20 protein-coding genes are annotated in these 18914 nt (G+C 67.3%); 5 read left to right on the plus strand and 15 right to left on the minus strand.

Features of this window, described 5'->3' with window-relative positions:
• Window positions 1-56: 56 nt before the first annotated feature.
• The 7 genes from FZ983_RS00215 to FZ983_RS00245 all read right to left on the minus strand — a co-directional run bounded on the left by FZ983_RS00215 (window position 57) and on the right by FZ983_RS00245 (window position 6782).
• Window positions 57-542 (minus strand): DUF29 domain-containing protein, encoded by a 486-nt coding sequence (locus FZ983_RS00215; protein WP_149221650.1) that lies wholly within the window; start codon window positions 540-542, stop codon window positions 57-59.
• A gap of 43 nt (window positions 543-585) precedes the next feature.
• Window positions 586-1983, minus strand: a complete 1398-nt coding sequence (lpdA, locus tag FZ983_RS00220) for a dihydrolipoyl dehydrogenase (protein WP_149221651.1) — start codon at window positions 1981-1983, stop codon at window positions 586-588.
• Between the two features lie 15 nt (window positions 1984-1998).
• Window positions 1999-2301: a chorismate mutase gene (locus tag FZ983_RS00225; RefSeq protein WP_014247661.1), complete on the minus strand. Its 303-nt coding sequence runs from the start codon at window positions 2299-2301 to the stop codon at window positions 1999-2001.
• 19 nt (window positions 2302-2320) lie between these two features.
• Window positions 2321-3652 carry a pyruvate dehydrogenase complex dihydrolipoamide acetyltransferase gene (locus tag FZ983_RS00230; protein WP_149221652.1) on the minus strand — a complete coding sequence of 444 codons (1332 nt, stop codon included), beginning with the start codon at window positions 3650-3652 and terminating at the stop codon, window positions 2321-2323.
• A gap of 16 nt (window positions 3653-3668) precedes the next feature.
• Window positions 3669-5078: a pyruvate dehydrogenase complex E1 component subunit beta gene (locus FZ983_RS00235; protein ID WP_149221653.1), complete on the minus strand. Its 1410-nt coding sequence runs from the start codon at window positions 5076-5078 to the stop codon at window positions 3669-3671.
• Between the two features lie 120 nt (window positions 5079-5198).
• On the minus strand, window positions 5199-6218 hold the full coding sequence (gene pdhA, locus FZ983_RS00240) for a pyruvate dehydrogenase (acetyl-transferring) E1 component subunit alpha (protein WP_149221654.1): 1020 nt from the start codon (window positions 6216-6218) through the stop codon (window positions 5199-5201).
• 192 nt (window positions 6219-6410) lie between these two features.
• Window positions 6411-6782: a septum formation initiator family protein gene (locus tag FZ983_RS00245; protein ID WP_188092212.1), complete on the minus strand. Its 372-nt coding sequence runs from the start codon at window positions 6780-6782 to the stop codon at window positions 6411-6413.
• A 375-nt stretch (window positions 6783-7157) separates the two neighbouring features.
• Between FZ983_RS00245 and FZ983_RS00250 the strand changes: the two genes are divergently transcribed.
• Window positions 7158-7469, plus strand: a complete 312-nt coding sequence (locus tag FZ983_RS00250; RefSeq protein ID WP_149221655.1) for a hypothetical protein — start codon at window positions 7158-7160, stop codon at window positions 7467-7469.
• A 67-nt stretch (window positions 7470-7536) separates the two neighbouring features.
• Here the strand turns inward: FZ983_RS00250 and modC are convergent, their stop codons facing one another.
• Genes modC through modA form a run of 3 tightly spaced genes read right to left on the minus strand, consistent with a single transcriptional unit; the run spans window position 7537 to window position 10173 of the window.
• Window positions 7537-8655, minus strand: a complete 1119-nt coding sequence (gene modC, locus FZ983_RS00255; protein ID WP_149221656.1) for a molybdenum ABC transporter ATP-binding protein — start codon at window positions 8653-8655, stop codon at window positions 7537-7539.
• A 2-nt stretch (window positions 8656-8657) separates the two neighbouring features.
• On the minus strand, window positions 8658-9353 hold the full coding sequence (gene modB, locus FZ983_RS00260) for a molybdate ABC transporter permease subunit (RefSeq protein WP_149221657.1): 696 nt from the start codon (window positions 9351-9353) through the stop codon (window positions 8658-8660).
• Between the two features lie 10 nt (window positions 9354-9363).
• Window positions 9364-10173 carry a molybdate ABC transporter substrate-binding protein gene (gene modA, locus FZ983_RS00265; protein WP_149221658.1) on the minus strand — a complete coding sequence of 270 codons (810 nt, stop codon included), beginning with the start codon at window positions 10171-10173 and terminating at the stop codon, window positions 9364-9366.
• A 228-nt stretch (window positions 10174-10401) separates the two neighbouring features.
• Between modA and rpe the strand changes: the two genes are divergently transcribed.
• Window positions 10402-11055, plus strand: coding sequence for a ribulose-phosphate 3-epimerase (rpe, locus tag FZ983_RS00270; protein WP_149221659.1), 654 nt, complete (start codon window positions 10402-10404; stop codon window positions 11053-11055).
• A gap of 90 nt (window positions 11056-11145) precedes the next feature.
• On the opposite strand, the gene FZ983_RS00275 is transcribed toward rpe, so the two are convergent.
• On the minus strand, window positions 11146-11967 hold the full coding sequence (locus FZ983_RS00275; protein WP_149221660.1) for a DUF4142 domain-containing protein: 822 nt from the start codon (window positions 11965-11967) through the stop codon (window positions 11146-11148).
• A gap of 246 nt (window positions 11968-12213) precedes the next feature.
• Between FZ983_RS00275 and FZ983_RS00280 the strand changes: the two genes are divergently transcribed.
• Entirely contained in the window at window positions 12214-12471 is a 258-nt protein-coding gene (locus tag FZ983_RS00280) for a GlsB/YeaQ/YmgE family stress response membrane protein (protein WP_063634475.1), read from the plus strand.
• 105 nt (window positions 12472-12576) lie between these two features.
• Here the strand turns inward: FZ983_RS00280 and FZ983_RS00285 are convergent, their stop codons facing one another.
• The 3 genes from FZ983_RS00285 to FZ983_RS00295 form a co-directional block, all read right to left on the minus strand.
• Entirely contained in the window at window positions 12577-13380 is an 804-nt protein-coding gene (locus FZ983_RS00285; RefSeq protein WP_149221661.1) for a response regulator, read from the minus strand.
• A gap of 243 nt (window positions 13381-13623) precedes the next feature.
• Window positions 13624-14169 (minus strand): thermonuclease family protein, encoded by a 546-nt coding sequence (locus FZ983_RS00290; protein WP_247883507.1) that lies wholly within the window; start codon window positions 14167-14169, stop codon window positions 13624-13626.
• Window positions 14170-14173: 4 nt separating this feature from the next.
• Entirely contained in the window at window positions 14174-14932 is a 759-nt protein-coding gene (locus FZ983_RS00295; protein WP_149221663.1) for an SOS response-associated peptidase, read from the minus strand.
• 160 nt (window positions 14933-15092) lie between these two features.
• Here FZ983_RS00295 and FZ983_RS00300 point away from each other — a divergent pair, with 160 nt between their 5' ends.
• Window positions 15093-17426: a xanthine dehydrogenase family protein molybdopterin-binding subunit gene (locus tag FZ983_RS00300; RefSeq protein WP_149221664.1), complete on the plus strand. Its 2334-nt coding sequence runs from the start codon at window positions 15093-15095 to the stop codon at window positions 17424-17426.
• 199 nt (window positions 17427-17625) lie between these two features.
• Window positions 17626-18324 (plus strand): EAL domain-containing protein, encoded by a 699-nt coding sequence (locus tag FZ983_RS00305; protein WP_211102860.1) that lies wholly within the window; start codon window positions 17626-17628, stop codon window positions 18322-18324.
• On the opposite strand, the gene FZ983_RS00310 is transcribed toward FZ983_RS00305, so the two are convergent.
• Window positions 18321-18875, minus strand: a complete 555-nt coding sequence (locus FZ983_RS00310) for a GNAT family N-acetyltransferase (protein WP_149221666.1) — start codon at window positions 18873-18875, stop codon at window positions 18321-18323. The genes FZ983_RS00305 and FZ983_RS00310 overlap by 4 nt on opposite strands.
• Window positions 18876-18914 lie beyond the last annotated feature (39 nt).

Here is an 18914-nt window from a genome sequence, read left to right on the forward strand (position 1 = left end):
AAGCTCCCGATGGCCGACGCGATGCCCCGGCCCCGACAATAGGTGCGATGAGGGTGTCAAACCCGCCATTCCGGCGGAAACAGCTCGGCCGGATAGGCCGGATCGAGCGCCTGGTCAAGCGTGAAAGGCGGCTCGACCGGGAAATGCCCGTCGGGGACATCGGCCTCAACGGCGGCCCGCAGGCGGGCATCCGAGTAAACCTCGGCGAAGACATCGGCGATGTAGGGCCGGAGGCTTGGGCTGTCCTTGATCTCGCGGATCAGCTTCTTGCGCTGTTCCCGGACGGTCAGACGCCAGCCACGCTCGCAGCGTTCCCGAAGGTCCGGGCAGAACATCCACTTCAGCAGATGGACCAGCAGAACGCCAAGGCGGCTGTCGATCTCGGACTTCTGGCTGCGGCCCATGCTCTCGATCTCCTCGGCGACGTTCTCCCAGTCGACCGGGGCGTTGTTCCGCTCGGCGCCGGCACGGCGAAGCTCCTGCGCCTGGGCTTGCGTCCAGGCGTAGAAATCCTCGTCATACGCGGCGCTGCTGCGGTCCATGGCTCCGTCCGGTTGGGAAAAACGCCACCTCGGAAAATCTTATTTAAAAGTGGATCGCCCGGCCATAGGCATCAAGGACCGACTCATGCATCATTTCCGACAGGGTCGGGTGCGGGAACACCGTGTGCATCAGCTCGGCCTCGGTCAGCTCCGACGACTTGGCGATGCCATAGCCCTGGATCAGCTCGGTCACTTCCGCGCCGATCATGTGGGCGCCCAGCATCTCGCCGGTCTTGGCGTCGAAGATGGTCTTGATCAGGCCTTCCGGCTCGCCGAGCGCGATGGCCTTGCCGTTGCCGACGAAGGGGAAGCGGCCGACCTTGATCTCGTAGCCGGCTTCCTTGGCCTTCTTCTCCGTCAGGCCGACCGACGCGATCTGCGGGTGCGAATAGGTGCAGCCCGGGATGTTGCGGACGTTCAGCGCATGCGGGTGCTTGCCGGCGATGTGCTCGGCCACGATCACGCCCTCGTGGCTGGCCTTGTGGGCGAGCCAGGGGGCGCCGGTCACGTCGCCGATGGCGTAGACGCCCGGCTCGTCGGTCTCGCACATCGGGTTGGTCTGGATGTGGCCGCGGTCGGTCTTGACCTTGGTGTTCTCCAGCCCCAGCCCCTCGGTGTTCGGGCTGATGCCGACGGCGACGATGACGCGGTCGACCGTGATGTCCTCGGTCTTGCCGCCGGCCTCGACGGCCACGGTCACGCTGTCGGCGGCCTTGCGCAGATTGCCGGCCTTGGCGCCGGTGATGATGCGCATGCCCTGCTTTTCGAAAGCTTTACGGGCCATTGCGGAGATTTCCTCATCCTCCACCGGAAGGATGCGGTCCATCACCTCGACCACTGTAACTTTCGCGCCCAAGGCGTTGTAGAAGCTTGCGAATTCGATGCCGATGGCACCCGACCCGATGACCAGCAGCGACTTCGGCATGGCATCCGGCGTCATCGCCTTGCGATAGGTCCAGACCAGCTTGCCGTCATCCTCCAGGCCCGGCAGCGTGCGGGCACGCGCACCGGTGGCGATGATGATGTGCTTGGCGCCGAAGGTACCGACCGGGGCGTCGCCCTTGGTCACCGCCACCGTGCCCTTGCCGGCCAGCTTGGCGGAGCCTTCGATCACCGCGACCTTGTTCTTCTTCAGCAGGTGCTTGACGCCGCCGTTCAGCTGGCCCGCGACCTTGCGCGAGCGGGCGACGACCTTGTCCAGGTCGAAGGACGGGTTCTGGATGACCAGGCCGTAATCGGCGGCATGCTTGGCCAGATGCAGGACCTCGGCCGAGCGCAGCAGCGCCTTGGTCGGGATGCAGCCCCAGTTCAGGCAGATGCCGCCCAGGTTTTCACGCTCGATGACCGCGGTGTGCAGGCCCAGCTGCGCGGCGCGGATCGCCGCCACGTAACCGCCCGGCCCGCCGCCGATGACGATGACGTCGTAATTCATGTCGGCCAAGGGTGTTCTCCCCATTCAGGAGCGAGGCGCATCCTCGCGGCCGGCGGCAAAGATGCCTTCCTCGACCCGGCACGCCTCGTCGATGATCGTCTGGTACAGGGTGGCCATGAAGTCCGGATCCAAGCCATAGGCCAAGCCCGCCTCGGCCGCCCGCCTTTTCACCGCTTCGACACGGTCAGGCAGGACGGCCGGCAGACCCTCCGCCATCTTCACCGCTGCGACGCGGTGGACGACGGACAGGCGCTTGCCCAGCAGCGCGACAATCTCGTCGTCGATGGCGTCGATTTCGGCGCGAAGCGGGGCAAGGCTTTTCGACATGGATCCGGTCCTCAAACCGTCAGAGCAGCATCGAGAGCGGATCCTCGAGCAGCTTCTTCACCGCTCCAAGGAATTCCGCACCGACGGCGCCATCGGCCACGCGGTGATCGAAGGTGCCGGTCAGGCTCATCACCGTGGCGATGGCCAGAGCGCCGTCCTTCACCACCGGGCGCTGCTCGCTGGCGCCGACCGCCAGGATGCAGGCCTGCGGCGGGTTGATGATCGCCTGGAACTGCTTGATCCCCATCATGCCGAGGTTGGAGATGGAGATCGTGCCGCCCTGATACTCTTCCGGCTTCAGCGCGTTGTCGCGCGCCTTCTTGGCCAGCGCCTTCATCTCGTTGGAGATATCGGCCAGACCCTTGGTCTCCGCCTTCTTGACGATCGGGGTGATCAGCCCGGTCGGGGTGGCGACGGCGACCGAGATGTCGGCATGCTGGAACTGCAGCATCGCCTCGTCGGTCCAGGCGGCGTTCAGCGCCGGAACCTTCTTCAGCGCCAGCGCCACGGCGCGGATGATGAAGTCGTTCACCGACAGCTTATAGGCGTCGGAACGCCCGTTCAGCTCGGCGCGGACCTTCATCAGCGCATCGATCTCGACATCCACCGTCAGGAAGTAGTCGGGAACCGTGCGCTTCACCTCGCCCAGACGCTTGGCGATGGTTTTGCGCATGCCGCTGTTCGGCACGGCGGTATAGGCCATGCCCAGCTTGTCGGCGAGCGCTTTGGCGTCCACACCCTCGGCCTTCGCCGGAGCCGGAGCCGCCGCGGGAGCCGGGGCGGCGGCGGCCGGAGCGGGAGCAGCCGCGGGAGCGGCAGCGGCCTTGGCGGGACCGGCGGCCTTGGCGGCCTCCACGTCGGCCTTGACGATGCGGCCGTGCGGGCCGGTGCCCTTGACGCTCTTCAGGTCGACGCCGGCCTGCTCGGCGATGCGGCGGGCCAGCGGGCTGGCAAACACGCGCTCGCCGGAAGCCGCCGGGGCCGGAGCGGCGGCGGGGGTCGGAGCCGCAGCGGCCGGGGCAGCCGCCGGAGCGGGAGCCGGAGTTGGAGCAGCAGCAGGCGCCGGGGCCGGAGCGGAGCCGGCCGAAGCCAGGGCGCTCTCGTCCTCGCCCTCTTCCAGCAGGATGGCGATGGGGGTGTTCACCGCCACGCCCTGGCTGCCGGCCGGGATCAGGATCTTGCCGATGCGGCCTTCATCGACCGCTTCGACTTCCATGGTGGCCTTGTCGGTTTCGATCTCGGCGAGCACGTCGCCGGACTTCACCGTGTCGCCTTCCTTCTTCAGCCACTTGGCGAGGTTGCCCTCGGTCATCGTGGGAGAGAGGGCGGGCATCAGAATCTGAACGGTCATCCTATCAGCCCTCCTCTCAGCGATAGCAGGCTTGCTTGGCGGCCTTGACGATGTCGGCGACCTGCGGCAGCGCCAGCTTTTCCAGGTTGGCGGCGTAGGGCATCGGCACGTCCAGGCCGGCCACGCGGGCCACCGGCGCATCGAGATAGTCGAACGCCTGCTCCATCATCAGCGCGCACATTTCCGAACCGATGCCGGCGAAGGGCCAGCCTTCCTCGACGGAGACGAGACGGTTGGTCTTCTTGACGCTGTTGACAATGGTGGCGGTGTCCAGCGGACGGATCGTGCGCAGGTTGATGACCTCCGCATCAATGCCTTCCTTCGCCAGTTCCTCGGCGGCGGCCATGGCGTGGCCGACCATGATCGAGAAGGCGGTGATCGTCACGTCCTTACCGGCGCGTTCGATCTTGGCCTTGCCGATCGGCAGGACGAATTCCTCGTCCTCCGGAACCTCGAAGCTCTGGCCGTAGAGAATCTCGTTCTCCAGGAAGACCACCGGGTTCGGATCGCGGATCGCCGCCTTCAGCAGGCCCTTGGCGTCGGCCGCCGACCAGGGCGAGACGACCTTCAGGCCCGGGCAGTGGGCGTACCACGAGGCGTAGCACTGCGAATGCTGGGCGGCGACGCGGGCGGCGGCACCGTTCGGACCGCGGAAGACGATCGGGCTGCCCATCTGGCCGCCGGACATGTAGAGCGTCTTGGCGGCGGAGTTGATGATGTGGTCAATCGCCTGCATGGCGAAGTTGAAGGTCATGAACTCGACGATCGGCTTCAGCCCCTTGAAGGAGGCGCCGACGCCCAGGCCGGCGAAGCCGATCTCGGTGATGGGCGTGTCGATGACGCGACGCTCGCCGAATTCCTGCAGCAGGCCCTGGGTCACCTTGTAGGCGCCCTGGTACTGCGCGACCTCCTCGCCCATGACGAAGACCTTCTCGTCACGGCGCATTTCCTCGGCCATCGCGTCGCGCAGCGCCTCGCGAACCGTCTTCTTCACCGTCTTGGCGAAGAACTTGTCCTCGTCCGAGTCCGGAGCCGAAACCGGGGCGGCCGGCACGGTTGGAGCCGGAGCAGCGGCCTGCACCGCCGACGGAGCGGCCTTGGTCTCTTCCGAAGCCGGGACGGCGTTGGTCGGGCCGGGCGTGGCCGGGGCGTTGCCACCCTTGGACAGCGCGCTCTCGTCCTCGCCCTCTTCCAGCAGCATGGCGATGGGGGTGTTCACCGCGACATTGTCGGTGCCTTCCGGCACCAGGATGCGGCCGACGCGGCCTTCATCGACCGCTTCGACTTCCATCGTGGCCTTGTCGGTCTCGATCTCGGCGAGCACGTCGCCGGACTTCACCGCGTCGCCTTCCTTCTTCAGCCACTTGGCCAGCTTGCCCTCGGTCATGGTGGGCGACAGGGCCGGCATCAGCACTTCGATCGGCATTCCTCAACCTCCGGCGGCGCGGGGGAACCCGGTTGCCGCTCCCAATCTGGGGGCAACCCGTTCCTGTCGGCGCCGCTCCTGCTTATCGTTGACGTCAGGACCAGACGGTGGATTCGACGATCAGGTCTCGACCAGGATGTCGGTCCACAGTTCCGACGGATCGGGCTCGGGGCTCTGCTGCGCGAACTCTGCCGATTCGGTGACGATCGCCTTCACTTCGCGATCGATCTCCTTCAGCTTGTCCTCGTCGGCATGGCCGCCGCCCAGCAGCTTGGCCTTCAGCTGGTCGATGGGATCGGATTCCGACCGCATCTTCTCGACCTCCTCCTTCGTCCGGTACTTGGCCGGATCGGACATGGAGTGGCCGCGGTAGCGGTAGGTCTTCATCTCCAGGATGACCGGGCCGTTGCCTTCGCGGATGTAGTTCACCCACTGGTCGGCCGCGGCCTTCACCTCGAGCACGTCCATCCCGTTGACCTGATAGCCGGGGATGCCGTAGGCGGCGCCGCGCTGATGCAGTTCGCCGGCCGAGGCGCGCTCCTGCGAGGTGCCCATGGCGTACTTGTTGTTCTCGATGACGAACAGCACCGGCAGCTTCCACAGCGCCGCCATGTTGAAGCTCTCGTACACCTGGCCCTGGTTGATGGCGCCGTCGCCGCAATAGACCGCGGAGACGCCGCCGTCATTGAGGTACTTGTGGGCGAAGGCGAGGCCGGTGCCGAGCGGAACCTGGCCGCCGACGATGCCGTGGCCGCCGTAGAAGTTCTTCTCGCGGCTGAACATGTGCATCGAGCCGCCCTTGCCCTTGGAGTAGCCCCCGATGCGGCCGGTCAGCTCGGCCATCACGCCCTTGGCCTCCATGCCGCAGGCCAGCATGTGGCCGTGGTCACGGTAGCTGGTGATGACGGTGTCGCCCTGCTTCAGGGCGGCCTGCACGCCGACCACGACGGCTTCCTGGCCGATGTACAGATGGCAGAAGCCGCCGATCAGGCCCATGCCGTACAGCTGGCCCGCCTTCTCTTCGAAGCGGCGGATCAGCAGCATCTCGCGGTAGTAATGAAGAAGCTCTTCGGAAGAGACGGCTTGAGCGGGCGCGGTGTCGGTCTGCGCCTTGGTCGGACGGCGTCGGGACGCGGCCATGATTCCTCCCCAGGGTTCAAGCGGCATTGGGCCTTAAACAACCCTTGCCGCCACGCGTTGCGGGCATGCGAGAGCCCGCACCGGAAGCGAATATGGCGCGCACACTACACGAGCTTTTGGGCCCGCGCAAATCCCTGTTTTTGCAGCGCTATTTTCGATTAACCGGATTCCGGTTAATCGGCTGATATCCCCTTATTTATGCACCGGCGCCCCTTCCGGGTCGGCCAGCTTGGGCAGCTTGACGATGACGTCTCGCGGATTGGAGAAGTTCAGCATCAGACGCGCCCGCTCCTCCAGCATGTCACGGTCGAGCCCGTCGCCACGCAGAAGCTGGGCGCGCCGCTCCATCTCCTCCCGCTCGGTGCGGAGCTGGTTCAGGACCTCTTCGGCCTGGGCGATCTCCCCCTGGATCTGCTTCATCGCCACCAGCCCGCGATCGCCATGGATCGCGTAGTAGGCGAAGTAGGCGACCACGCAGGCGCACAGCGCCGGCATGATGGCTTGGCGGATCGCGCTCTTGGCAGCGCGGGCGAGCGTGTCGGTGAAGTCGGCGATCATCGTCATGGTGGTTGGATGGAATCACAGCGTCTTTCCACCGGTCAAACGAAAAAGATGGAACAGCCAAGTCGCAAAAGTGTCGTGTTCTTTGCGCAACCCAGTAATGGGTACCTGCCACGCCTGCGCCACAAGTTGTCAGAACGTTCCGTGAAAGTTCTCCTCACCGGCCGGCAGGACAAATCCGGCGTCCCTCGGGCGCGCCCTGCCCCGCCGCCGGACGGCACCCACTCGGCATAGTGCTAAGGGGGAATGGAATGAAACCGGCGGTGGCGTGTTTCGACCCACACACGGCGTTGCCGGAGCCTTATCGGGATTCGTGAAAGCGCTCCCGGTTGCCGGCTTCCAGAGCGGCGCCGCCCAATGGCTGAGGAGATGCACTCCATGCGCAGCAAGTTTCTGATCGCGGCCCTTCCCGCCCTGCTTCTGGGGCTGGCGGCCTGCGACGACCAAAACGCCCAGAACTCCAACGCGGCGAACCAGACCAGCCCGACCACCAGCAGCGGGTCCAGCAGCGACTCCACCACGGTCCCGCCGCCCTCGACCGGTGTTCCGGTTCAAGGCGGAACCTCCGGCAATTCGATGAACGAGACCAGCGGCGCAACCACCACGGTGCCGGGCGGCTCCACGGCCGGCGGCTCAGCCGGCGGCGGCGCCAGCACCGGCGGTTCGGCCACCCCGTCCGGCGGTCAGTAAAGTCCAGCGGTCGTCAAAAGCCCCTCTCCCGCAAGGGGAGAGGGGCTTTGTCAGCGGCCGGACTTAGTCACACATCGACCACCCGCCGCCCTTCGGTGGCCAAGCCGGTGCTGCCCGGTTCGAAGGCGATGCCCTTCACCAGCGCCACCACGGGGCGGCCGGGCGTCAGGTCCAACTCGCGAACTGCCGCGCGGGTGATGCGCGCGATCAGGAAGGAGCCGCCCACCGCCAGCCGCACGTCGGCGGAGGATGGTCCCGACTCGGCGACCTCCACCACCGTCGCCGCCAGCGCGTTGCGCACGCTCACGCCGACCGGCTGCTGCAGAGCTACGATGACGTCACGGGCATGGATGTGCAGGCGCACCGAGGCGCCCGGCGCACGCTCCACCCGCGGGACGGTCAGATGGCCGCCGTCGAAGGCCAGCACGGTTAGCCCATCCTCCGGGACATGGCGTTCCACCGTCAGGTCCAACACGGCACCGGCATCCTGCGCCCCGGTCACCGCCGACAGGTCGAGCCGGCCCATCACCGTGCCCACCGGCCCCACTGCCCGCACCCTGCCCTCCCCGATCAGCACCATCGTTGTGGCGAGCCGCACCACCTCGTCCAGCGCATGGCTGACCATGACGATGGGGATGTTCATTTCGTCGCGCAGCCGCTCGATGTAGGGCATGATCTCCGCCTTGCGGGCGGCGTCGAGCGAGGCCATCGGCTCGTCCATCAGCAGCAGGCGCGGCTGTGCCAGCAAGGCGCGGCCAAAGGCGACCCGCTGCTTCTCCCCACCCGACAGCCCGCGCGGACGGCGGTCCAGCAGATGGCCTAGCCCCAACAGTTCCACGACCGGGCCAAAGGCGATGCGGCGATCCGCAGCCGGCACCCGGCGCAGGCCGAATTCCAGATTGCTGCGCACGGTCATGTGCGGGAACAGGCGCGCATCCTGGAAGACATAGCCGATGCGCCGCTTTTCCACCGGCACGTCGATGCGCCGCGCGCTGTCGAAGAACATGGAGTCGCCGATGTGGATGTGGCCAGAATCGGGTCGCGTCAGCCCGGCGATGGCGTTGATGACGGAGGTCTTGCCGGAACCGGAGCGGCCGAACAGGGCCGTCACCCCGCGCTCCTCGGCGGTGAAGGCGATGTCGAGCGTGAAAGCGCCCAGCCTCTGGCGGATCGAAAGATCGATCATGGTCAAGTCTGCCCGATCAGCCGGCGGACCCAGTGCGCCAGAAACTCCGACAGCATCAGCGCGATCAGGGCGACGCCAAAGGAAATCGACGCCAGCCGCGCCGCCACAGCGTCGCCGCCCGGCTCCTGGGTGGCGGCATAGATCGCCAGCGGCAGGGTCTGCGTCTGTCCGGGGATGTTGGAGACGAAGGTGATGACCGCGCCGAACTCGCCCATCGCCGCGGCGAAGGCGACGATGGCGCCGGACAGCAGCCCCGGCGCCATCAGCGGCAGCAGGATGGTGAAGAAGCGGTCGACGGGACCGGCGCCCAGCGTGCGCGCCGCCGCTTCCAGCCCGCCATCGATCGCCTCCACCGATAGGCGGATGGCGCGCACCATCAGCGGGAAGGACGTCACGGCCACCGCCAGGGACGCGCCTTCCGCCGTGAAGATCAGCTTGATGCCGAAGGTCTGGTACAGCCAGCCGCCGACCACCCCCTTGGTCCCCATGGTCACCAGCAGGATATAGCCGGTGACCACCGGCGGCAGGACCAGCGGAAGATGGACCAGCCCATCGACCAGCGTCTTGCCCGGAAAGTTATAGCGCCCGAGCACCCAGGCGGCGAGCACGGCAACCGGCAACCCCAGCGCGATGGCGACGCCCGCGACACGCAGGCTCAGCAGCAACGCGGTGGTCTCCATCGGCGTCAGGATATCCATGCCGCAAAGCTTACGGTGCTTTGGGGGCCGGAACGAAGCCGAATTCCTTCCACACCGCTATGCCCTCCGGCGACTTCATGTAGTCGAGGAAAGCGGCGGCCCCGGCGCTTTTGGATGCCGCCACCAACGCTGCCGGATAGATGATGGGCGGATAGCTGTCCGGCGGGAACACGGCCGCGACCTCCACCCCCGGATCGATGGCGGCATCGGTACGATAAACGATGCCCATCGGCACCTCGCCCCGGCTGACCAGCACCAGCGCCGCCCGCACGCTGTCGGCCCGCGCCAGCCTCGGCTCGACCGCTTTCCACTGGCCGAGAGACTCCAATGCCGCCTTGGCGTACTTCCCGACCGGAACGTTCGATGGGTCGCCGGTGGCGAGCCTGCCGTCGCCCAGCTGCTCCGCCAGCTTGCCGCCCTTCGACAGGTCCGGCTTCAGCGCCGCTCCCTTCGGCGCGACCACCACCAGTTCGTTCCCCAGCAGGTTCGTCCGACTGTCGGTCTTGATCAGATTGCGCTTCTGCAAATAATCCATCCAGTCGAGATCGGCCGAGATGAAGATGTCAGCCGGCGCATCATTCTCGATTTGCTTGGCGAGGGCGGAGGACGCGGCGAAGGACGAGGTCACCGACAGTCCTGACTTCGCCTTGAACTGGGAGGCGAGCTTGTCCACGGCATTCTTGGTGGAGGCGGCGGCCAGAACGAGCACGTCCTGCGCCATTGCTGTCGGGGCCGCAAGGGTCAGGCCGAAGCCCAGCACCACCGCCGACATCGCAAGCCTGAACCCGCTCCGCCCCAGGATCAAACGCACACAAACCATCGCCACCCCCTGCCATGTTTGACGCTGAACCTATATCCAGATGGATACAGCGCTTCGCAGTTGCGGTAAAGGGCAAACGGCCGGGCTCGCGCTGCTCTGTCCTGGCCGGGGCCTTCCCCGGGGCCTTGCGGAATTCACATCATGTCATGACTTGCCGCGCCGCCCCGTGATAGGAAGTGCGGCGAATCGGACCCGGTCCCAGCCCTCCCTCTGCTTCAGGAACTTCCCATGCGCGCCGTGAAGATTTCCCCCTCGATTCTCTCCGCCGATTTCGCCCGGCTGGGCGAGGAGGTCCGCGCGGTCGACGCCGCCGGCGCCGACTACATCCACATCGACGTGATGGACGGGCATTTCGTCCCGAACCTCACCATCGGGCCGGGCGTGGTGAAGGCGCTGCGGCCGCATTCCGCCAAGGTTTTCGACGTGCATCTGATGATCTCGCCGGTGGACCTCTTCGTTCCGGACTTCGCCAAGGCCGGAGCCGACATCATCACCGTCCATCCGGAAGCCGGGCCGCACCTGCACCGGACGATCCAGCTGATCAAGTCGCTGGGCAAGAAGGCCGGCGTGTCGCTGAACCCGGCGACGCCGGTGGACGCCATCCAGCATGTGCTGGAGGACATCGACCTCGTGCTGGTGATGACGGTCAACCCCGGCTTCGGCGGCCAAAGCTTCATCAAGAGCCAGCTGCCGAAGATCCGCGACCTGCGCGCCCGCATCGATGCGCTGGGCAAGCAGATCGACCTGGAGGTCGATGGCGGCATCAACCCGGAAACCGCCCGTTTGGCGATCGAGGCCGGCGCCGATGTCCTGGTCGCCGGCACCGCCACCTTCACCGGCGGTCCGGAGCAGTACGCCGCCAACATCAGCGCCCTGCGTTGAGCCGCAACTGAGAACAGGCACGGCCCCGCGCCGCCCCCATGGGGAGCGGCGCGGGGCCGTTTCCTACATCGGCCTCTCAGACCAGCCGGATCAGCGGACGCTGGCGAGCGGGGCGCTGGCCGCGATTCCTTCGATCTGGTTCAGGTGCTGCTGCAGCTTCGGCAGAGTCTGCTGTGCCAGGCTGCGGTAGGGCTGCAGGTCCGGATCGGTGCTCCGGGCGACGGCGCCGTAGAGGTCCACCGCCTCGCGGTGCGCCAGCACCTGCTGGTTCACATACATGCGGTCGAAGGCGACACCGCGAAGGCCCTGCAGCTGGCTCAGCTTCTGCTGCTGGTCGAGATCCGGCTGGGCCGGCGGCTCCAGACCGCTGGCGCGGGCCTGGGTCTTCACCAGTTCGCTGGTGGTGGTATGATCCATGATCATATGGCGGGCGAACTGGCGCACCGGCTCGGTGGTGGCGCGGTCGACGGCCATGCGGCTCGACGCGATCTCGAAGAGGTCGCTCTGCGAGGCGCGGTTCACGAAATCGGCCGCGCTGGCCACCGGCGCCATCCGGGCGGCGCGGTCCTGGTCGGCCGTGCTGCCGCCGGCGATGCTGCTGCCGGTCATCGCCGCACCCGTGCCGGCGGTGGACCCGGCGATGCCGGTCGCCATCTGCTGTTCCATGCGGCGCTCCTCGGCAAGCCGGCGGGCGCCGATGCCTTCACCCAGCACCACCACCTTCCCGCCCTGCGGCGTGTCGGTGACCGGCAGCCCGCGGGCCGGCGCATCCAGCGGCGGGATGCCGCCCGACGGTGTGCCCATGGTGTAGCTCGATCCGGCCTGCGGCGAGGTCGCGCCGCCCACCTGGGCCATCGCGGTGGTCGACAGCAGAACCGCGCCCATGGCGGTGAAAACGAACGTCCTGGTCATGAAAATTCTCCCAGCTTTCCTTGCGGAACGGTCCGGCCGGCAAGGCCTGGAGGCGTTCCGGTCCACCGCGTCAGCACCGAAGCGCGACGGCGGTCATGTGCTGCGGAGAACATGGTGCCTATGCGAAAAGTTCCGGCTGCCCAAAAGAGCATCGGGCCAAAAGATCCGCCGGGAAGGAGAACCATTCGCCGCTTTGCCCGTTATTGGGCATGGGAAGACGGTCCCGTAACGGAAGGGAAAACAACCATGGGCATTCTCTGGACGATCATCATCGGCTTCATCGCCGGCATCGTCGCCAAGTTCCTGATGCCGGGTCGCGATCCGGGCGGCTTCATCATCACCACGCTGCTGGGCATCGCCGGTGCCTTCGTCGCCACGTATTTGGGTGCCGCCATCGGTTGGTACCGGCCGGGTGAAGGGGCGGGATTCATCGGCGCCATCGTCGGCGCGATCATCATCCTGGCCATCTACCGCATGATCGCCGGCCGCCGCCACACGGTATGACGGGCGCTGTTTGAAGGCGGCTTGCCTGAAAGCCGCCTTACGGAAAAAGGGACCACGGGTTCGCCGACGGTCCCTTTTTTCATGGGCATGATCGGTCGAAGACCGTCAGGCCAGCGCCACCGGCTGCGGCATGAAGATGGCCCGCGAAATGGCCGCCTGGATGCCCGCGTTGGTGAAGGGTTTGCGCACGATCTGCCCCAGATGGCGGGCATCCAGCGCGCGGATGTCGTCGTCGAATGCGGTGACGAAGATCGTGCGCAGGTCACGCACGCGCTTCAGCCGGCGGGCGATCTCGATCCCGCTGCCGCCATCGGCCAGCCGGACGTCCAGCAGGGCCAGCGTCGGCTTCTCCGCCTTCAGCAGGGCCAGCGCCTCGGTCTCGTTGACGGCGGTGCCGCAAACCACATGACCCATGTCGGCCACCAGTTCCCCCAGCTCCATCGCCAGCAGGGCATTGTCCTCTACCACCATGACCCGCTGGACCATGGCGGCGCGCACGCGGGCGCGGGCGGCTTTCAGCCGGTCGATGGACTCTCCCGCCGGCAGCTGCAGCACCTTCGCCGCTTGTGGAATGCTCAATCCCTCCAGCGCGGTCAGCAGATACAGGCGACGGTCGGCCTCCGGCAGTTCGGCCAGCGCACGCTCGATGGGATGGGGCGACGGCAGCGGCCGGCCGGGCGGGCCGAACTCCTCCGGAGAACGGTCGAACAGCAGGTTCAGCAGCGCATACATCGACAGGCGAGAGCCATCGCCGCCGCGGTCCAGGCCGAACCGGGACGGTGCCATCACCGCAGCCTCGACGCAGCGCGTCACCAGCGCGTCGCCACGATCGGTGGCACCCGTCAGGGCCCGCGCATAGCGGCGCAGGATCGGCACCACCTCGAACAGTTCACATTCGTAAACGAGCATGCCCGTGACTCCGCTCCCTGCCGGGAGTTACCGCTCTGGGATTCAGCCTCTCCGATCGTTCGCCGGGCAAACCTGCCGGCCTGTGGAGGTCGTTATTCATCTTGGCGGAATCCTACCATGCCATTCGGAGCGGTCGAATGGGAAATGGGGGTGCGGCACACCAACGAACGGCCACAGGCCGTTGGTCACTGCCAAAGGGCACGGGCCGAACGACAAACTCCGGCTGCCCACAAGGCGGTTCGCTCACTTTGCCTTCTCGCGCAGCTGGCGCGAGCGCCATTGCCACGGCTTCTCCACCTGCCCGGCCCACAGCCCCATCCGCTTGCTCTGGGCATAGGCTTCGCCCTTCTGGTAGGCGGGCGACAGGCTGGCATACTGAAAGGCCCAGCCGCGCGACACCATCGCCGCCCCCAGATCGACCCCGCGCACCCGGCATTCGCCCTTCTTCTCGCCGGTACGGTCCTGTTCGGTGACGGTGCAGGTCACCTCCTCGCCCTTCACCATGTTGGCGAGCACGGCGGTGGCCACCTTGAAGCAGTCGAGCTCATGACCGTAGCGGTTCTTGCACTTCTGTCCCGGATCCGGGGCGTCGATGCCCATCAGCCGCACCGCCACGCCGTTGACGGTCAGCAAATCCCCTTCCACCGCCATGGCGGAGCCCGTCAGGGTCTGGTCCGGCGTGTTGGCAATGGGGCCGCGCCCCTTGGCAGCCTGATTGGTCTGCGCCGCGGCGGGACCGCCGAGGACCAGACCGCAGAGCACGACCAGCGCGAGTCTCCCCACCCTCATCGGCTCAGAACAGGCTGGGCTGTTTGTCGTCGGGCTTACCCTTGGCCGGCTTCCCATCGACCGGCTTTTCCATCACGGCCGCCGCCTCTTCCGGCGGATCCAGGCAGGAACAGTCGTCGTTGCGCACGCTGTTCACCCGCGGCCCCACCGGGACCACGTCCAGCCAGTCGTCCGGTGCAGAGCGGATCAGTCCCTCCACCATCGGCAGCGGGGTCGCCGGGTCGAGCCATGCGTCCCAGTCGGCGGGATCCAGCACCACCGGCATGCGGTCATGCAGGAAGGACAGGCCGGGGTTGGTCGCCGTCGTCACCACCGTCGCGGTTTCCAACGGCGGGTCCAGCGGTGGGGCGCCCTTCGGTCCGCGCCAGCGCTCCCACAGCCCGGCCAGCGCGAACAGGCCGCGGTCGCGGCGGCGGATGACGTGGCCCTGCTTGCGCGGCTTCGCCCCCTCCCCCACGCTGGTCCATTCATAGAAACCGTCGAGCGGGATCAGGCAGCGGCGCTTGCGGAAGGCATCGCGGAAGGCCGGCTTTTCCGCCACCGATTCGCCGCGCGCATTGATCATCCGCCCACCGATGGACGGATCGTCCGCCCAGGGCGGCACCAGTCCCCAGCGGACCATCGACAGATGACGGCCGTCCTCCTCGCGCCGGATCACGGGGATGTCCTGCGTCGGGGCGATGTTCCAGCGCGGCATCAGGTTCGGCCGTTCGGGCACGCCGAACAGGCGCTGGACCTCGCTGACCGGGGTGGTGAGTAGCATGCGTCCACACATGCCACCGAATATGGTCCCTGCAGATTGCCGGCGCCAGTCCGCAATGGCGCGCACCGCTTGCCGCCGCCGGGGGTTTCCCTGACGCTTCAGCCGGCCTATCTTCGCGGAGCACAACAATCGCATCGAACCGGAAGGCGGGAGTTCACCCATGAAGTTCGGCATCGGACAGGCGGTTCCGCGCACCGAAGACGCCCGGCTGCTGACCGGCGGCGGCCGCTACACCGACGACGTGTCTCTTCCCGGCCAGGCCTATGCGGCCTTTGTCCGCTCCCCCCACGCCTTTGCGGCGATCGGCTCGGTCGATGCGTCGGACGCGCTGGCGCAGCCCGGCGTGCTGGCGGTCTACACCGTCGCCGATCTCGACGCCGAGAATGTCGGCATGATCCCCTGTCAGGCGGTGCTGAAGCAGCGCGACGGGTCGAACTATGTCCGCACCCCGCGTCCGGCGCTGGCCCGCGGCTTCGCCCGCCATGTCGGCGATCCGGTCGCCATGGTCGTGGCCGAGACGCTGGAAGCCGCGCGCGAGGCGGCCGAACTGGTGATGGTCGATTACGAGGACCGCGACTCCGTCACCGGAACGCTGGAGGCGTTGGAGCCCGGCCGTCCACTGGTGTGGGACGGGGCGCCGAACAACCTCTGCTTCGACTGGGACACCGGCGACGAGGCGGCGGTGGAGGCGGCGCTCGCCGGCGCCCACCGCGTGGTGGACCTGGAGCTGGTCAACAATCGCGTCGTCGCCAACCCGATGGAAGGCCGCGCCTGCGTCGCCGGTGTGGAGTCCGGCGCCGACGGCGCGCCCGGCCGTCTGCTGATCTACGTCACCAGCCAGGGCGTCCACGGCCTGCAGAAGCAGTTCGCCAAGATCCTGAACGAGCCGGACTCCCGCATCCGCGTGCTGACCACCGATGTCGGCGGCGGCTTCGGCATGAAGCTGTTCAACTACCCGGAATATGTCGCCTGCCTGTTTGCCGCCCGCCGGCTGAACCGCGCGGTAAAATGGGCCGCCGACCGGATCGAGGGCTTCATCAGCGACGACCATGGCCGCGACCATGTCAGCAAGGCGCGTCTGGCGCTCGATGCCGATGGCCGCTTCCTGGGCCTGCGGGTGGACACCGTCGCCAATCTCGGCGCCTACCTGTCGAATTACGGCCCCTTCATCCCGACCGATGCCGGATCGGCGATGCTGGTCGGCTCCTACCGCACGCCGGCGGTCTATGTGCGGGTGAAGGGCGTGTTCACCAACACCCAGCCGGTGGACGCCTATCGCGGCGCCGGCCGGCCGGAAGCCGCCTATCTGCTGGAACGGCTGATCGACCATGCCGGGCGGGTCACCGGCCTCGGCCCGGCGGAGATCCGGCGGCGCAACTTCATCCCGCCGACCGCCATGCCCTATGCCACGCCGATGGGGCAGGTCTATGACACCGGCGATTTCGCTCAGAATCTTGAGGATGGCCTGATCCTTGCCGACGTGGCCGGCCTGCCCGCCCGCAAGGCGGAGGCCAAAGCCCGCGGCAAGCTGCGCGGCGCCGGCTTGGCCACCTATATCGAGGCCTGCTCGGGCGGCGGGCCGGAGCAGGCGACCGTCCAGGTCAACGGCGACGGCAAGGTCGTGCTGATGATCGGCACCCAAACCAACGGCCAGGGCCACGAGACCGCCTACAAGCAGATCCTCGCCGACCGGCTGGGCGTTCCGCCGGAGGATGTCGAGGTGGTGCAGGGCGACACCGACCGCGTCAGCTGGGGGGCCGGCACCGGCGGCTCCCGCTCCGTGCCGGTGGGCGGTTCGGCGCTGGCGGAGGGGGCGGCCAAGGTGGTGAAGGCCGCCACGACGGTCGCCGCCGACCTGCTGGAGACCGCCGAGATCGATGTCGAGTTCGCCGACGGCCACTTCACCGTCGTCGGCACCGACCGCGCAGTGTCGCTGAGGGAGGTGGCCGCCAAGGCTGCCGAGGGTGGCACCGGCATCGCCTTCTCCGAGATGGCGCGCTGGACCCCGCCGGCCAGCACCTTCCCCAACGGCTGCCACGTCGCGGAGGTGGAGATCGACCCCGCCACCGGCGTGATCGAGGTGGTGCGCTACAGCGTCGTCGACGATTTCGGCACGGTGATCAACCCGATGCTGGTGATCGGCCAGATCCATGGCGGCGTTGCCCAGGGGCTGGGGCAGGCGCTGCAGGAGCGGGTGGTGTTCGATCCCGACAGCGGACAGCTGCTCTCCGGGTCCTTCATGGACTACCAGATGCCGCGCGCGGTCGACATGCCGCCGATCGAGGTGAAGCTGAACAGCGTTCCCAGCACCACCAACATGCTGGGCATGAAGGGGGCCGGCGAGGCCGGGGCCATCGGCGCGCCGCCGGCGATCATCAATGCGGTGGTCGATGCGCTGTCCGACCTCGGCATCACCCACATCGACATGCCGGCGACGCCGGAAGCGGTGTGGGCGGCGATCCGCGGTGCCGAAACCCGCATGGCGGCGGAATAGGCCGGCAATTCTCACCGGGGGCGTAAGGGAAAGTCCTAGTCGGAAGGTGCGGCACTTGCCACACCTCTGTCCGATGAAAACCGTGGCATTGTTGCTTACCTAAAGGTGGGTTCTCTGGTCTGACGGGGGTAAGGCGATGGCGTTTGGTGACGGCGGGTGCGGTGGACAGTGCGCGGACAGGCTCGATCTGGACTTCACGATGGCGTTCCAGCCCATCGTCGATGTCGTTGGCAGCTCCGTCTGGGCGCATGAGGCGCTGGTCCGCGGCACCGCCGGCCAAGGTGCCGGCTGGATTCTGGGGCAGGTGACCGACGCCACCCGCTACGCCTTCGACCAGTCCTGCCGCATCAAGGCGATCGAACTGGCCTCATCCCTGCCGATGAACGGCGCCCGCCTATCCATCAACTTCCTGCCCAACGCCGTCTACAAGGCGGAGGCCTGCATCCGCGCGACGCTTGCCGCCGCCCGGCGCACCGGCTTCCCAACCGACCGCATCATCTTCGAAGTGACGGAGAACGAGCGGGTGGTGGACCACGACCACTTGAAGAGCATCTTCAACGAATACAAGCGCCAGGGATTCCTGACCGCCATCGACGATTTCGGCTCCGGCTATTCCGGCTTGAACCTGCTGGCGGAATTCCAGCCGGACATCATCAAGCTGGACATGGAGCTGACCCGCAACATCGACACCGAACGGGCGCGGCGCAGCATCGTCAAGGCAATCCTGGCGGTGTGCGAGGATCTCGCCATCACCCCCATCGCCGAGGGTATCGAGACGGCGGACGAGGCCAAGACCCTGCGCGATCTCGGCGTCACCCTGATGCAGGGCTACCTGTTCGCCAAGCCGGCCTTCGAGGCGGTGGTGACCGATCCGGAACTGGCGATGCTGGCGGCTTAAGGCCGCACCGGCGCCGTCATGTAGCTCATCCCGCCGCCGTAACTCTCAAGCTTGGCCTTCAATGCCGGTCCGCCGTCCCGGTACGGCGTGAAGCCGACCCGGTCCCAATAGCTCCGCGCTCCCGGTGTCGAGGTCAGCGCCAGCCACCGCCACCCCTCGCGGGCCGCCAGCCCATGCGCATAGTCCAGCACCGCCGCCCCCAGCCCCGTGCCGCGCGCCTCAGGCAGCAACGCGATGTCGTGCAGGTAGAGGCAGTCCGCATCCGGCGGCAGTTTTCCCAGCGGCGTGTCGAGCGGCGGCGGGACGCCCAGCCTGCCCGGATGCATGACGCCATAGCCGATGACTTCGCCGCGACACTCCGCCACTCGGCAGCCGGCGGGGTAAAGTGCGAGCCTCTCTTCGAACACGCTGCGGTCTTCCGGGTAGGTCGGATGCACGATATCCGCAATGGCGAGCAACCGGTCCAGATCGGCAGCGGTCATAGCACGCCATAGAGCCGATGCGCCTGCACCGGCCACCCGCCCACCCTCCGACCGCTCTTCCACCGTCATCCTCCTTCTCCGTTCCACACCCGTTCAAAAGCTTCCGGC

The sequence above is a fragment of the Azospirillum sp. B21 genome (assembly GCF_008364825.1).
GTDB lineage: Bacteria > Pseudomonadota > Alphaproteobacteria > Azospirillales > Azospirillaceae > Azospirillum.